We start from the raw sequence: 14,591 nt of genomic DNA on the forward strand, positions 1-14,591 counted from the left end.
GCGGCTGCCGCCCGGCCGGCGGACCTCGTACCCCCACGCCGAGAGCGCCCTGGAAGAGTTCGTTTATGTTCTGGAGGGCACGCCGGACGCCTGGATCGACGGGAACCTGGTTCGCCTGCGGCCCGGTGATTCGGTCGGGTTTCCGCCCGGCACGGGAATTGCGCATACATTCATGAACAACACACCAATTGAAGTCCGACTGCTGGTGATCGGTGAGCCGACCAACGAGAACCGGATCCGCTATCCGCTGAACGCGACCTATGAAGCCGCCTGCCCGGAGCGCTGGGTTGACCCGCCCGACCGGCCGCTCGGGCCGCACGACGGTCGACCGAAGGTCGAGACGGCTTAGGACAGCCGACGTGCCGTTGAGGATCGGGACGGCGTGATCGGGGGCCATATGGGATTGCTACGGCGTCGGCGGTTACAATAAGGCTTGGACTCCAACATTGAATTCGTTTTCGTCAAGAGCTTTGAATGCGCTGAGTGCGGCACTTTCGGTGGAGGTGCCTCCGCTCCCAGCCGTGCGGAACTCTTGATTTTTGAACAAACCAAAATACAGCAGCATGCGTTACGCCCCGATGCTATAACGACGTTGGTTGGGGGCGGCGGTCACCCCGAACGGCGATCGAGCGGCTCTAGCACGATCCAGTGGCATTTGAGGCGTAGTCCGCACTTACAGTGGCGCGGTCAGAATGGTGGGTATCAAGGGATACCCACCCTACGATCTTTACTGAAGGATCAGAGAGTTTTTTTGCTTCTTTTTTTGCAAAAAAAGAAGTGCTTGCCTTGCCTTACTTGTTGACCGCCGCGGCACCCGATCGATTACTGCCCGAGGACTTCGAGGGCGGCGGTGGCGGCGGCTTCGTTGGGGGGGAGGCCGTCGGGGGCTTTGAGGCGGGACAGGGCTTGGGTGAAGCCGGTGCGTTGGGTGGCGGCGATGGCGGGGTTGGTGAGGATGTCCTCGATGGTGGTGGCGAGTTGGGTGGGGGCGCAGTCGGACTGGAGGCGTTCGGGGACGAGGGCGTGGTTGGCGAGCAGGTTGATCATGGCGACGTGGGGGACGGTGATCAGGCGGCGGGCGAGGGCGGCGCTGAGCGGGTTGACGCGGTAGGTGACGGCCATGGGGACGCCGGCGAGGGCGAGTTCGAGGGTCGAGGTGCCGGATTTGGTCAGCGCGGCGGCGGCGGCGGCGAAGGCGTCGTAGCGGGTGGCGGGGTCGGTCACGATGATCGGGCGGGTCGGCCAGCTTGCGGCCTGGGCTGCGAGTTCGGGGGCGATGGCAGGGGCGGCGGCGAGGACCGGGACGAGCGCGGGGTGGTGTGGGGCGAGGCGGGCGATGGTTTCGCGGAAGACGGGCATCAGGCGGGCGGTTTCGGTGCGGCGGCTGCCGGGCATCAGGATGAGGGGTTGGGCGCCGCCATCGAGGCCGAACTGGGCGCGAAAGCGGATGGCGTCGCCTTGATCGGCGCCGGATTGCAGGACGGGGTGGCCGACGAAGACGGGGTTGAGGCCGTGGGGGGCGAAGAAATCGGGTTCGAACGGCAGCAGGCAGAGCAGGCGGTCCCACAGGCCGGGGAAGTGGCGGACGCGGCCGGGGCGCCAGGCCCAGACCTGGGGGGCGACGTAGTGGACGCGTTTGAGGCCGAGCGGGGCGATGGCGCGGAGGACGCGCAGGGTGAAGCCGGGGCTGTCGATGGTGATGACCAGCGCGGGGCGGCGGGCGGCGATGTCCGTGATGGTCTGGTGCAGGCGGTTGCGGAGTTTGATGACGCGGGGGAGGATTTCGGCGATTCCCATGACGGCGAGATCCTGCATCGGGAACAGGGTGGTGAGGCCTTGTTCGGCCATGCGGGCGCCGCCGATGCCGGTGTAGGTGAGGTCGGGGCGGCGGCGGCGGAGGGCTTCGATCAGGCGGGCGCCGAGGACATCGCCGCTGGCTTCGCCGGCGATCAGGTAGACCAGGGTCACGCGAGGGCGACCACGCTGGCGGGGGCGGGGTTGTCGGGCCAGTCCGTGTGGTTGCGGACGGCGGGGTCGGCGCGGGTGGCGGCGAGGGCGGCGGGGTCAAGGTTGACGTACAGGAGGTCGGGCGCGTCGAGGGGGCCGCGGGCGATCAGGCCATCGTCGGGGAAGCCGCGATCGACCGGGCCGAAGGCGCAGGCGTAGCCGCGGTTTTCATCGAGCGTGGCGGACCAGGGGGCGATGCCGGTGGTGGGGGCGACGGCGGTGAAGCACTGGTTTTCGAGCGCGCGGGCGCGGGCGGAGAGGCGGACGCGGTTGAAGCCGTGCAGCGTATCGGTGCAGGTGGGGATCAGGATGATATCGGCGCCGGCGAGGGTTTGGGCCCGGATCAGCAGGGGGAATTCGGAATCGTAACAGATGGCGATGCCGATGCGGCCGAAATCGGTTTCGAACACGCGGGGTGGGCCGCCCGGGGTGATGCCCCAGCGTTCGGCTTCGAAGCGGGTCATGACGCGTTTGTCCTGAAAGGCGATGCGGCCGGCACCGTCGATCAAGGGGGCGCGGTTGCGGATGCGGCCGTCCGGCCCGCGCATCGGGACGGTGCCGGGGAGCAGCATGATGCCGTGGGTGCGGGCGAGGGTGCGGCAGGCGGCGACCAGGGCATCGGCGTGTTCGACCACGGCGGCGAGTTCGGCGGTGACATCGGGTGACGTGACGAAGGCGCCGGCGAGGGCCATGCTGGCGTATTCGGGCAGGACCAGGGCGTCGGCCTGGCCGGCTTTGGCGGCGCGGAGGAGGGTTTCGATCCGGGCGGCGAAATCATCGAGGCTGGTGGGGCGGAGGATCGGGAAGGGCGAGAGGGCGATGTGCATGATGGCGGGGTTATAGCGGTTTCAGCCAGGCTTGCAGATGGTTTTCGGTTTCGGCCTCGGTGCCGATTTCACGCCAGCGCATGGTGCAGATCAGGCCTTGGTGGGGGGTGAAGCCGCGATGGCGCCAGAAATCGTCGAGCGGGGTGGTGCGAGGCGGGCGGCGGGGGTCGGCCGGGTTGCGGATGACGGCGCAGAAGGCGGCGTGGGTGACGCCGTGGATGGTGCGTGCGTGGGCTTCGCGCGCCGTGAAGAAGGCGACGCCGGCACCCTGGCCGCGATAGGGTTCGAGCAGGACGGATTCGCCGAAATAGCAGATCGCGGCGGGGTCGAAGCCGGCGGCGCGGAAGGGGGTTTGCAGGGATTCGGCTTCGTCGGTCAGGGGCAGGCAGGTGGAGGCGCCGACGATGGTTTGATCATCGCGGGCGATGATGATGGCGGCGTGCCGGCTTGCCGCGTAGGTGGCGACGTAGTGGCGTTCGTAGGCGGCATCGCCCTCATACAGATAGGGCCAGGCGCGGAACACGGTCATGCGCAGGTCGGCGAGGGCTGCGAGGTGCGGCAGGATGGCAGCACCGCGCAGGGTCTCGATGGTCAGCGGCACCTTGCGGCTCAGCTGCCTTGTTTGGACGGTGCTGCCGCCATGGCCTGTGCCTGATCCATGAAGCGTTTCAGGGCGGATTTTTTATCCGACAGGGACATGCCCGATTGGGTGGCGACGACCGGGCAATAGGCGGTGAGCAGATATTGCGACATCTGGTCCTTGGTGATGCCGGGGTTGGCTTTCTTGACGGCGGCCATCAGCATGGATGTGCGGTTTGCCAGGGTATCGGGCGTGGCGCCGGCCATGATCTGCATTTCACCGGCGCCGGGGCCGATCAGGCTGTCGGTCAGGAGGGGGCAGCCGAGTTTGCGGGCGGCGGCGGAGGCGATCGGCGGCAGGTCGAGATAGTCGGCGTCGGCCAGGGCGATTTTATGGGGTGGGGCGGATTTGCGGAAGGCGAAGACGCTGGCGGCGGTGGCATTCGGCACGCCGTGGTTGCCCCAGGCGGTGCGGACGTAGTTGGTGACCGCGGCGATCTGGTGATCGGACAGGATCGAGCCGAAGGCGGGCATGACGGGGCCGTTGGCGTGCCAGGGGATCATGCCGCCGAGCACGATGCCGATGGTGTTGTCGGCCGGGCCGCCGGTGACGGCCTGATTGCCGGCGAGGTTCGGGAACACCTGGGCGATGCCCTTGCCATCGGCCTGGTGGCAGGCGGCGCAATTGGTGGTGTAGAGCGCGTGACCTTCGGCGAGTTCGGTGGCGGGGATGGTCATGGGTTTGACGGGGTTGGTGCGCGGCTTGGTGGCGGTTTGCAGATAGGCCGCGAGGTCGTTGATGTCGGAGACGGGGAGCTGGCTCAGGCTGTAGTCGACCACCGATTTCATCGGGCCGAACGCCGAGCCGTTCACCATGTTGCCGCCCTCGTGCAGATAGGAGACCAGATCGGCCCGGTTCCAGGCGCCGACGCCGTATTGCCTGGAGGAGGAGATGTTGGGTGCGTACCAGGGTTCGCCGAGGATCTGCGCGCCGGCCAGGGTGTCACTCGATTTGATCGCGAACAGCAGGTTGCGCGGCGAGTGGCATTCGGTGCAGTGGCCGAGCGCTTCGGCGATATAGGCGCCGTTGCGGACCGCGGGGCTCCAGGATTTCTGGTAATGGACCGGGTGGGCGCCGAAGAACAGGATGCGCCAGCCGAGCAGGACGGCGCGGATGTTGAAGGGGAAATTCAGGGCGTTGGGGACGTGCGGGGCATCGACCGCAGGAATCGCATCGAGATAGGCTTTGATCGCCAGCACGTCCGGCTTCGAGAGCTTCGAATAGGAGGTGTAGGGCATCGCCGGGTAGATGTATTTCGGGAACACCAGCAGCGAGTGGCCGGGCGAGATGCCGTAATGCAGGGCGTTCCAGAATTGCTTGTTGGTCCAGTTGCCGATGCCGTTGGTTTTGTCGGGCGTGATGTTGGGGGAATACATCGTGCCGAACGGCGTGACGAAGGAGAGGCCGCCGGCGAAGGGCTTGGCGCCGGGGGCTTCGTGGCAGGGCATGCAATCGGCCGCGGTGGTGAGGTATTCGCCGCGTTGCACGACGGCGACCTGCTGCGGGCTCATGCCGGTGGTGTTGGGTTTCGGCATGGCGGCAAAGGCGCCGGGCGGGCTGACTTCGGAGGTGGGCAGATAGGCCTGGCCGATATCGCCCAGCGCCATGCCCGCCCCTACCGCGAGGGCAGCCACCGCAAGTGCGCCGGCGGCAATCCACACCGGCAATCTCGACCCAGACCGTGACGATGATGGCATGGCTGATCCTGCTTCATAAAAATGGGGCGGCGCGATTGCACCCTGGACGTGTCCTAATTCGCCATAAAACCGGAATGATCAAGTGCTGGTCGGGCCGGGTCTTCACAGATGGTGACGGTGTTGCTAGAAGGCGCGGGTCCGGCGCTGCGATGGCCTCGGCGGGCAGGAATGGGCGCATAGCTCAGTTGGTAGAGCAGCTGACTCTTAATCAGCGGGCCCAAGGTTCGAATCCTTGTGCGCCCACCATTCCTGCTCCGGATGTCCTGCGGGCTCAGGCGCCGCCGCCATTGTAACCTGAAATATATTCACACTCGTGCGATAGTTGTTGAAAAGCAACGGCGATGCGGTTCACAGTGCACGGCGTAACGAACCATCGGAACCGCAATGCAGTCAGAGTCGATAAGACCAGTCGATCGGATCTCGCGTAAACGGGTCGAAAAATTCTCCGAGCGGCGGATGGAGCTTGCCGACGCTGCGTTGGTGACGCTGGCGCAGCTTGGCTATGCGCGCACCAGCCTGCGCGAAATTGCCCAGAACTCCGAATTTTCCCACGGGGTGCTGCATTATTATTTCAACGACAAGGTCGATCTGATCACCTGCTGCGTGAAGCTTTACAAATCACGCTGCGTGACGCGCTATGATGCGGTGATCGAGCAGGCGATGAGTTACGATGAACTCGCGGACGGCTTTCTGGACAGTTTGTGCACCACCGTTCGCGAGGAGGCGCATCTGCATCGGCTCTGGTATGACCTGCGCTCGCAGGCGCTGTTCGAGCCCGCGTTCCGGGCCGATGTGCTGGCGATCGATCGGACGCTCGAAGCGATGATCTGGCGGGTGATGACGCGGCTTGCGGCGCTGCAGGACACGCCGCTGACCGTGCCGGCCGCATTGGCCTATGCGATTTTCGATGGCCTGTTCCAGCAATGCCTGCTCAAACATCTGGCAGGGGATGCCGGTGCCATTGGGGTGATGCGCGCAAGCGGCTTGTCGAGCTTGCAGCATATGTTCGACACGGTGAGGCCGCGCCGGTGAGACGGCCGGGGCGGTTGGGTTTTCCGGCGGTTTTTTTCAAAAATGCGGTCGCCGGCTTGCCGCCCTTGCGATCCTGAGCGCGTTCAGCTAATCCACGCCGATCAGTGCACCCGTAGCTCAACTGGATAGAGCACCAGACTACGAATCTGGGGGTTAGGAGTTCGAGTCTCTTCGGGTGCGCCACTTTCCTTATCGCGAAGGACCAGCGCCATGACCGATCCGGCGCCGATCGACCCGAAACTGCTCGAAGTGCTGGTCTGCCCGCTGACCAAGGGACCGCTCGTCTATGATCGCGCCAATAGCGAATTGATCAGCGAACGGGCCGGATTGGCGTTTCCGATCCGCGACGGCATTCCGATCATGCTGATCGACGAAGCCCGCAAGCTCGACGCGTGACCGCGCCGCAACCCACCGAAATCAGACTGAAACGCGCCGAACGCGTGCTGGAGATCAGCTTTTCCGACGGCACACACTTCGCCCTGCCGGCCGAATACCTGCGGATCGAAAGCCCCAGCGCCGAAGTGCAAGGCCATAGCCCTGAACAGCGCCAACTGGTCGCCGGTAAACGCGCCGTCGGGATCACCAGCCTCGAACCCAACGGACACTACGCCATCCGCATCACCTTCGATGATGGCCATAACACCGGCATCTATTCATGGGATTACCTGCACAGGCTGGGCCGTGAATACGACTACCGCTGGGCCGCCTACCTCAAAGCCATCGACGCCGCCAGCCTCGCCCGATAGTGGGTCGGCCTTGGGTAGAAAGGCGGGGGGCTTTGCCCCCTCGACCCCCACTAAGGGCGGAGCCCTTAGAACCCGCTAGTTTTAGGCAAGGGGAGGGCGCTGCCTCGGTGGTTCCGTCGATCTGGCCTGGGTCGCCCTCCCCTTGCCTAAAACTAATGGATTTTAAAGCCCGGCGCGCGTCGCGCGCCTCATCGTATGATAGCGGGCATCTTGCCCGCGGGGCCTTTAACGGGGGTCCAGGGGGCAGAGCCCCCTGGCCTTCTTACTCACGGCTGATCCCGCGATCGGTGGTGTTACTCGGCGGGCATGAATAGTTCGGGTTCGCCGGCGAGGATGGTGGCTTTGGCTTCTTCGGGGTCTGGGACGCCTGAGTTGATGGCGACGAACAGGATTATGATGCTGAAGATGACCAGGATGATGGAGTCGGTCAGTTCGCCGAGTGTATTGGTGCCGCCGGTCAGGGCTTTTGGGCCGAGGTAGGTCAGCAGCCACAGGCCGAAGAAGTAAGGTGCGAGCCACCAGGCGCCGCGCCAGTGGAGGTTGGCGATGCCGACGCCGGCGATGGCTTCGTAGGCGACGTAGATGACGGTGAAGCCGAGGATGAGTTCGAACAGGAAGTCATCGGTGGCGGCGCCGCTCCAGAAGATGATGAAGTTGGAGATGATGAAGGCGACCGAGGCGATCAGGTTGCCGCCGGCGAGCAGGTAGGGGCGTTTGTAGCGATCCGGCGGCAGGGTTTTGCGCAGGGTCATCATGACGACGGGGCCGGTGCCGTAGGAGAGCACGGTGGCGGAGGAGATGAAGGTGACGATGCCTTGCCACGAGGGGAACGGCACGAGGAACAGCAGGCCGACCAGGAAGGTGACCAGGACGCCGACCAGCGGGACGCCGGCGACCGAGAGTTTGGCGAAGAAATTGCCGCCGATCAGGCCTTCCTTGCCGGTGGCGTAGAGCACCCGCGAGGTTGTGGTGAAGTAGATGATGCCGGTGCCGGTGGGCGAGACGAAGGCATCGATGTAGAGCAGCACGGCCAGCCAGCCCATGCCGATGAGCGAGGCGAGGCCGGCGAACGGACCGAATGCGCCTTTGAAATTGACGTTGGCCCAGCCTTTGGCGATGTCCGACGGGTTCAGCGCGCCGATGAACGAGATTTGCAGGCCGACGTAGACGACCAGGCCGATCGAGACCGAGCCGATGATGGCGATCGGCAGGTTGCGTTTGGGGTTGCTCGATTCACCGGCGAGTTCGACCGCCTGACGAAAGCCGAGGTAGGAGAACACGATGCCCGAGGTTGCCACGGCGGAGAACACGCCGGATGCGCCGGCGGGGGCGAAGCCGTGCGAGGAGAAATTGCTGGCGTGGAAGCCGAACAGCAGGAAGACGATGATGGTGAGCACGGGGATGGCGATTTTCCACCATGTCAGGGTCGAATTGATGGCCAGCACGGTCTTGATCGCCAGCATGTTCACCACGGCGAAGACCGCGAGCAGGGCGGCCGACACGATGAAGCCGAGCGTGGTCAGCACGCCGCCTTTATCGACCAGGCCGGTGATGTAGTTGCTGGCGTAGGTGATCACTGCCGAGGCTTCGGCCGGTGCGACCGAGGCGTAGCCGAGGAACACGACGAAGCTCAGCACGGTCGCCATCAGATTGCCGTGGGAGAGTTTTGGAAATGCGATGACGGCGCCGGCGCGCGGAAAGGCGGTGGCGAGTTCGGCGTAGACGAAGGAGAGCAGCAAGACCGCGACGCCGCCGATCAGCCAGGCGATGATCGCGGAGGGGCCGGCGATTTTGGCGGCGGTGAGCGGCCCGAGCAGCCAGCCCGATCCGATGATTCCACCCAGGCTTGCAAACAAGAGCCCGATGATGCCTGCATCGCGTTTAAGTTTAATTCCAGTACCTTCAGCCATCAATTATCCCCTGTTTTGACTTATCGGCGGACCTTAACGCCGTTTTAATGAAGATGGAAAGATATTAAATGACAGCTATGTGACTGACCCTCTTTACAAAACTGGGTTGGCGGGCGTGCGGACGTTTGTTTTGGCGCGGCTTGTTTCGCGCGGGGTCGAACGCCATCTGCATTTTTCGCCAATTCCGGCCAAGCAGATCGAGGATGAGAACCATGGATGAAGACGAAATCAAGGGTGCCGCGAAGGATATCGGCGGCAAGATCAAGGACGGTGTCGGCGGGTTGACCGGCGACGAATCGCTCCAGGCCGAAGGCAAGGCCGACCAGCTCGCCGGCAAGGCCCAGAAGCTCTATGGCTCGGCCAAGGACACCATCAGCGAAGCCGCCGAAGCCGCCAGCGAGGCTTTCACCAGCCATAAGCCGCATGTCGATTCCACCGGCAATGCCTATGTCGATGACAGCCTGATGGGCCGCGCCTCCGACATGATCAAGGAGCAGCCGCTGCTCGCCATGCTCGGCACCGCCGCCGCCGGCTATGCTCTGGCCTTTCTGCTCCACGGCCGTAGCCGGAACTGAGGCGATACGATCAGAACGATCGAACACAGCAGGGCGACGAGGCCGAGCGCGTCGCCCCGCGTGAACGCCTCACCCAGGATCACGACGCCCGCGAGCGTCGCGGTGGCCGGCAGCAGTGCCGTGAAGGCGCCGGCGACGCCGGCCTTCACGCGCTTCATGCCGTGATACCATAGCAACAGCGCCAGCAAGCTGGCGGTGAGGCTATGCACGACCAGCAAGGCGCCGATGCCCAGCGTGAAATGCGCGGCCGGAAACTGCACGATCGCCAGCGGCATGCAGAACACCGCACTTGCCGCCTGCATCCAGAAACTCGCCTGCGCGACCGGCAATTGCCCCGCCGCACGCCGGGCGAGCAGGGCGTAAACCGCCTCGCCACAAACCGCGCCGAACACCAGCCCATCACCCAGCAGGCTGAACCCGCCACCGCCGCGCGCCAACGCCGCAATCCCCAATCCCGCCAGACCGACCGCAAGCCATTGAAGCCAGGAGAGACCCTCCCGCAGCAGAATCGCGGCACCCAGCGCAATCACCGCCGGTAACGTCGCCAGTACCAGACCCGCCTGGACCGCACCCGTGCGCTGCAAACCCGCCAGCAACAGGACATTATACGCCAGCGTGCCAAACCCCGCCTGTAAGGCCAGATTGCCCAGCACAAGTCGCCCCGGCACACGCTCAAGCCGCGCGAACGGCACCAAGACCAAAGCCGCCAGAACCGACCGCAACCCCAGAATCACGAAAATCGGCAAATGCCCGGCCAAAACCTTCAAAATCACCACATTCACCCCGACCATCATCATGGACAGGGCCAACGACGCGTATGCGGCGATCATGAGTGAGGGAAGCAAGGCCAGGGGCTCTGCCCCTGGACCCCGTTAAAGGCGGAGCCTTTAAAATCCATTAGTTTTAGGCAAGGGGAGGGCGACCCAGGCCAGATCGACGGAACCACCGAGGCAGCGCCCTCCCCTTGCCTAAAACTAGCGGGTTCTAAGGGCTCCGCCCTTAGTGGGGGTCGAGGGGGCAAAGCCCCCCGCCTTGCTTGCCTCAGCTCAGGGCTCGGCACGATACGGAGATTGTTCGCCCAGCATGGCCATTTCGTCGGCGATGGCGGGGCGTTCGGCGTCGAGGAAGTCGGCGACGGCGGCGTTGAGGCCGGGGTGGAACAGGTAGTGGGCGGAGAAGGTGCGGCTGGGCAGGTAGCCGCGCTGGATTTTATGTTGGCCTTGGGCGCCGGCTTCGACGCGTTTGAGGCCGAGGCTGATCGCGAATTCGATGGCCTGATAGTAGCAGAGTTCGAAGTGGAGGAAGGGGACGTCTTCGGTGGCACCCCAGTTGCGGCCGTAGAGGGCTTCGTCGCCGAGCAGGTTGAGGGCGCCGGCGATGGGTTTGCCGGCGCGGAAGGCCATCATGACGACGACGGCGTCGCCGAGGCGTTGGCCGAGCAGGCTGAAGAAGCTTTCGGTGAGGTAGGCGCCGCCCCATTTGCGATCGACGGTGGAGAGGTAGAATTGGTGGAAGGCCGCCCATTCGCGTTTGCCCATTTCCGAGCCGCGGAGGGGGCGGATTTCGAGGCCGGCCTGCGCGTCGCGGCGTTCACGGCGGATGGCTTTGCGTTTGCGGGAGGCGAGCGCGGCGAGGAAGGCTTCGAAATCGGCGTAGTCGTGGTTATGCCAGTGGTATTGCACGCCCATGCGTTGCAGCCAGCCGGCTTTGCCGAGGGCGTGCCATTCGTCTTCGGTGCAGAAGGTGGCGTGGACTGACGAGCATTTGAGTTGTTTGGCGCCGATTTTCAGCGCGTCGGCGAGGGATGCCATGTCGAGCCCGGGGGCGAGCAGCATGCGCGGGCCGGGGACGGGGCTGAAGGGTGCGGCGATCTGGAGTTTGGGGTAGTAGCGGCCGCCCGCGCGTTCGAGAGCGTTGGCCCAGGCGTGGTCGAACACGTATTCGCCGTAGGAATGGGCTTTGGCGTAGGCGGGTGCGGCGGCGGCGAGGCGGCCGGCGGCGTCGCGCAGGGCGGCGTGATAGGGGTACCAGCCGCTGCGACCGCCGACCGAGCCGCTGTCTTCCATGGCGGCGAGGAATTCGTGGCGCACGAACGGGTTGCCGTTGCCTGCGAGCAGGTTCCACTCGGCGGCGGGGATGTCGTGAATGCTTTGATGCAGGCGCAGGGTGAGGTCGCGGGGCGTGCCGTCCATCGCTTCAATATGCAGCACCGGCGGCGTCTGCATAGGATTTTGCGGGCTGTCCTTGTAAAATAATCGGGGCGCGGGGTGCTGCGCAATTTCCGCGAAGTCGGCGTGGGGTGTTCTGACCGATAAAACCGTTGTGGCTCAGCGGATTGCGTGGGGCGGCGGGGTCGGGCAGGTTTGGGTATTCCAAGGAGTTTCATATGGCCGAGCGTCCTGTTGCGATCCCCGCCCCTGTTGCCGAGCACCGCCTGGCCGATTATCGGCCGCCGGCGTTTCTGGTCGATACCGTCGATCTGATTTTCGATCTGGACCCGAAGGCGACGCGGGTGCGGGCGACGCTGGCGCTGCGGCGCAACCCGGCGCATGGCGATGCGGCGGCGCCGCTGGTGCTGGATGGCGAGGACCTGACTTTGAATGCGGTAGCGGTCGATGGGGTGGCGCTCGATGCTGCTGCCTATCGGCTGGGTGAGCATGGGCTGGTGATCGCGGATTTGCCGGATGCGTGCACGCTGGATACCGATGTCACGATCGATCCGGCCGGGAATACGCAACTATCGGGGCTGTATGTTTCGGGGGGCGATTTTTTCACCCAATGCGAGGCGGAGGGGTTTCGCCGGATCACGTTTTTCCCGGACCGGCCGGATGTGATGGCGCGGTTCAGCGCGACGCTGGTTGCGGACGAGGCGCGGTATCCGGTGCTGCTTTCGAACGGCAATCCGGTCGATCGGGGGGCGATGCCGGATGGGCAGGCCTGGGTCAAATGGGTCGATCCGCATCCGAAGCCTTCGTATCTGTTCGCGCTGGTCGCGGGGATGCTGGTTTCGGTGCATGACGAGTTCATCACCGCGTCGGGCCGCACGGTGGCGCTGGGGATTTATGTCCGCCAGGGCGATGAGGACAAGGTGGATCACGCGATGGTCTGCCTCAAGCGGTCGATGCGCTGGGATGAGGAGGTGTTCGGCCTCGAATACGATCTGGATATTTTCAACATCGCGGCGGTGGGGGATTTCAATGCCGGTGCGATGGAGAACAAGGGGCTGAATATTTTCAACACCGCCCTGGTGCTGGCGCGGCCGGATACCGCGACCGATGCGGATTATCTGCGGATCGACCGGGTGATCGCGCATGAGTATTTCCATAACTGGACCGGCGATCGGGTGACCTGCCGGGATTGGTTTCAGCTGTCGTTGAAGGAGGGGCTGACCGTGTTCCGCGATCAGGAATACGGGGCGGATACCACCGATGCCAGCCTGTCGCGGATCGAGGATGTGCTGCGGTTGCGCGGCTTTCAGTTCCGCGAGGACGGCGGGCCGCTGGCGCATCCGGTGCGGCCGCCGGCCTATCGGAAGATCGATAATTTCTACACGGCCACGGTGTATGAAAAGGGTGCGGAAGTGGTGCGGATGATCCGTACCATCATCGGGGCGGATGCGTTCCGGCGCGGCATGGATATCTATTTCGCGACCAACGACAATACCGCCGCCACGATCGAGGATTTCGTCGGCGCGATGCATGAGGCGTCGGGTTACGATTTTACCCAGTTCATGCGCTGGTACGATCAGGCCGGTACGCCGGCGGTGAGTTTTGCCGGCGCGTATGATGCGGAGGCGCGGCGCTATACGTTGACGCTGCGGCAAGCGACCGCGCCGACGCCGGGGCAGGCGGAGAAGGCGCCGTTCGTGATTCCGGTGGCGCTTGGTCTGATCGGGCCGGATGGGCAGGATCTGGCGGGCACGATCGATGGTGAGACGGTGGCGGGCACGCGCGTGGTGCTGCTGACCGAGGCGGCGCAGAGCTTCGTGTTCACCGATGTGGCGGCGGCACCGGTGCCCTCGCTGTTCCGCAATTTTTCGGCGCCGATCCGGCTGAGCGGGTATGACCGGGCGCAGTTGGCGATGATGGCGGCGCATGACAGCGACGGGTTCAATCGCTGGGAAGCCGGCCATGAATACGCGGTGCAGGTGTTGCTCGAGGCGATTGCGGCGCATCAGCGCGGCGCGGGCTTCACGCTCGACGACGGGTTGCGCGATGCGCGGGCCGCGGCGCTCGATCAGGCGGCGGCGGCGCCGGCGTTGGCCGCACGGCTGCTCGGTCTGCCGGGGGCTTCGACGCTGGCGGACCGGATGGCGGTGGTCGATCCCGATGCGATCCACGCCGTGCTGACCGCCGCGCGCCGTGCGATCGGGGGGGCTTTGCAGGCGCGGTTCCAGGCGATTTATGGGCAGACCGCGTATGACGGGGCGTTCGCGGTCGATCCGGCCAGTGTGGGTCGCCGCGCGCTGCGCAATGCGTGTCTGGCGTATATCATGGCGGGTGATGAGGCGGCGGGGATCGCGCTGGCGCAGGCGCAGATCGCGGCCGATACCACGATGACCGAAAGCCTCACGGCGCTGGCGCTGCTGGTCGATACCACCAGCCCGGCGCGGGACGAGGCGCTCGCCGCGTTCCACGCGCGGTTCCAGGGCGATGCGCTGGTGATCGATAAATTCTTCGCGATCCAGGCGATGAGCAGCGCGCCGGACACGCTCGCGCGGATCGAGGCGCTGACGCGGCACCCTGATTTCGACATCCGCAACCCCAACCGCTACCGCTCGCTGGTGTTGGCCTTCGGGTATCGCAACGCGCTGTGGTTCCACGATGCTTCGGGTGCGGGTTACGATTTCGTCGCGCGCATGACGCTCGCGGCCGACCAGGTGAACCGCAGCGTCGCGGCGCGCGGCATGGAAGTGTTCGCGGATTGGAAACGCTATGATCCGGCGCGGCAGGATAAGATGCGCGCGGCGCTGGATCGCATCATCGCGGCGAACGATCTTTCGCCGAATACGCGCGAGATGGCCGAACGCGTGCGGCACGCTGATGGTGTGAGGTAGGAAGGAAGCAAGGCGGGGGGCTTTGCCCCCTCGACCCCCACTAAGGGCGGAGCCCTTAGAACCCGCTAGTTTTAGGTAAGGGGAGGGCGACCCAGGCCAGA

14 protein-coding genes and 2 tRNA genes are annotated in these 14,591 nt (G+C 65.0%); 8 read left to right on the plus strand and 8 right to left on the minus strand.

Annotated elements, in window-relative coordinates; all coding sequences use genetic code 11:
* Positions 1 to 349 (plus strand): cupin domain-containing protein (locus tag BW994_RS09610; RefSeq protein WP_076454514.1); only part of this gene is annotated, 349 nt, incomplete at its 5' end.
* 72 nt (positions 350 to 421) lie between these two features.
* Here BW994_RS09610 and BW994_RS19965 read toward each other — a convergent pair.
* The 5 genes from BW994_RS19965 to BW994_RS09630 all read right to left on the minus strand — a co-directional run bounded on the left by BW994_RS19965 (position 422) and on the right by BW994_RS09630 (position 5,135).
* Positions 422 to 565: a hypothetical protein gene (locus tag BW994_RS19965; protein ID WP_156038199.1), complete on the minus strand. Its 144-nt coding sequence runs from the start codon at positions 563 to 565 to the stop codon at positions 422 to 424.
* A gap of 257 nt (positions 566 to 822) precedes the next feature.
* The gene (gene lpxB / locus BW994_RS09615; protein WP_029314203.1) at positions 823 to 1,968 is read right to left on the minus strand and encodes a lipid-A-disaccharide synthase; all 1,146 of its coding nucleotides are present in this window, start codon (positions 1,966 to 1,968) and stop codon (positions 823 to 825) included.
* A complete protein-coding gene (locus BW994_RS09620) occupies positions 1,965 to 2,834 on the minus strand; it encodes a carbon-nitrogen hydrolase family protein (RefSeq protein ID WP_029314205.1) in 870 nt (289 codons plus the stop codon). Before BW994_RS09620 ends, lpxB begins: the two co-directional genes overlap by 4 nt.
* 10 nt (positions 2,835 to 2,844) lie before the next feature.
* Positions 2,845 to 3,435 (minus strand): GNAT family N-acetyltransferase, encoded by a 591-nt coding sequence (locus BW994_RS09625; protein ID WP_342667866.1) that lies wholly within the window; start codon positions 3,433 to 3,435, stop codon positions 2,845 to 2,847.
* Between the two features lie 8 nt (positions 3,436 to 3,443).
* Positions 3,444 to 5,135, minus strand: coding sequence for a c-type cytochrome (locus tag BW994_RS09630; protein ID WP_245801550.1), 1,692 nt, complete (start codon positions 5,133 to 5,135; stop codon positions 3,444 to 3,446).
* A gap of 206 nt (positions 5,136 to 5,341) precedes the next feature.
* On the opposite strand from BW994_RS09630, the gene BW994_RS09635 reads away from it, so the two are divergent.
* The 5 genes from BW994_RS09635 (at position 5,342) to BW994_RS09655 (ending at position 6,949) form a co-directional block, all read left to right on the plus strand.
* Positions 5,342 to 5,417 (plus strand) — tRNA-Lys (locus BW994_RS09635).
* Between the two features lie 210 nt (positions 5,418 to 5,627).
* Complete coding sequence (locus tag BW994_RS09640) at positions 5,628 to 6,203, plus strand: TetR/AcrR family transcriptional regulator (RefSeq protein WP_211252824.1); 576 nt, start codon at positions 5,628 to 5,630, stop codon at positions 6,201 to 6,203.
* 106 nt (positions 6,204 to 6,309) lie between these two features.
* A tRNA-Arg gene (locus BW994_RS09645) sits at positions 6,310 to 6,386 on the plus strand.
* 27 nt (positions 6,387 to 6,413) lie between these two features.
* Positions 6,414 to 6,599 (plus strand): Trm112 family protein, encoded by a 186-nt coding sequence (locus BW994_RS09650; RefSeq protein WP_029314210.1) that lies wholly within the window; start codon positions 6,414 to 6,416, stop codon positions 6,597 to 6,599.
* A complete protein-coding gene (locus BW994_RS09655; protein WP_029314212.1) occupies positions 6,596 to 6,949 on the plus strand; it encodes a gamma-butyrobetaine hydroxylase-like domain-containing protein in 354 nt (117 codons plus the stop codon). The genes BW994_RS09650 and BW994_RS09655 overlap by 4 nt, the downstream gene beginning before the upstream one ends.
* Before the next feature lie 293 nt (positions 6,950 to 7,242).
* Here the strand turns inward: BW994_RS09655 and BW994_RS09660 are convergent, their stop codons facing one another.
* Complete coding sequence (locus BW994_RS09660; protein WP_076454516.1) at positions 7,243 to 8,859, minus strand: APC family permease; 1,617 nt, start codon at positions 8,857 to 8,859, stop codon at positions 7,243 to 7,245.
* 212 nt (positions 8,860 to 9,071) lie between these two features.
* Here BW994_RS09660 and BW994_RS09665 point away from each other — a divergent pair, with 212 nt between their 5' ends.
* Positions 9,072 to 9,434, plus strand: a complete 363-nt coding sequence (locus BW994_RS09665) for a CsbD family protein (protein ID WP_076454518.1) — start codon at positions 9,072 to 9,074, stop codon at positions 9,432 to 9,434.
* Here BW994_RS09665 and BW994_RS09670 read toward each other — a convergent pair.
* Positions 9,392 to 10,264 (minus strand): DMT family transporter, encoded by an 873-nt coding sequence (locus tag BW994_RS09670; protein WP_076454520.1) that lies wholly within the window; start codon positions 10,262 to 10,264, stop codon positions 9,392 to 9,394. The two genes, BW994_RS09665 and BW994_RS09670, sit on opposite strands and share 43 nt — an antisense overlap.
* Before the next feature lie 216 nt (positions 10,265 to 10,480).
* Positions 10,481 to 11,626 (minus strand): GNAT family N-acetyltransferase, encoded by a 1,146-nt coding sequence (locus BW994_RS09675; RefSeq protein ID WP_029313039.1) that lies wholly within the window; start codon positions 11,624 to 11,626, stop codon positions 10,481 to 10,483.
* Between the two features lie 194 nt (positions 11,627 to 11,820).
* Between BW994_RS09675 and pepN the strand changes: the two genes are divergently transcribed.
* Positions 11,821 to 14,490, plus strand: coding sequence for an aminopeptidase N (pepN, locus tag BW994_RS09680; protein WP_029313038.1), 2,670 nt, complete (start codon positions 11,821 to 11,823; stop codon positions 14,488 to 14,490).
* Positions 14,491 to 14,591 lie beyond the last annotated feature (101 nt).

The organism is Acidiphilium rubrum, assembly GCF_900156265.1.
Taxonomy (GTDB): Bacteria; Pseudomonadota; Alphaproteobacteria; order Acetobacterales; family Acetobacteraceae; genus Acidiphilium; species Acidiphilium rubrum.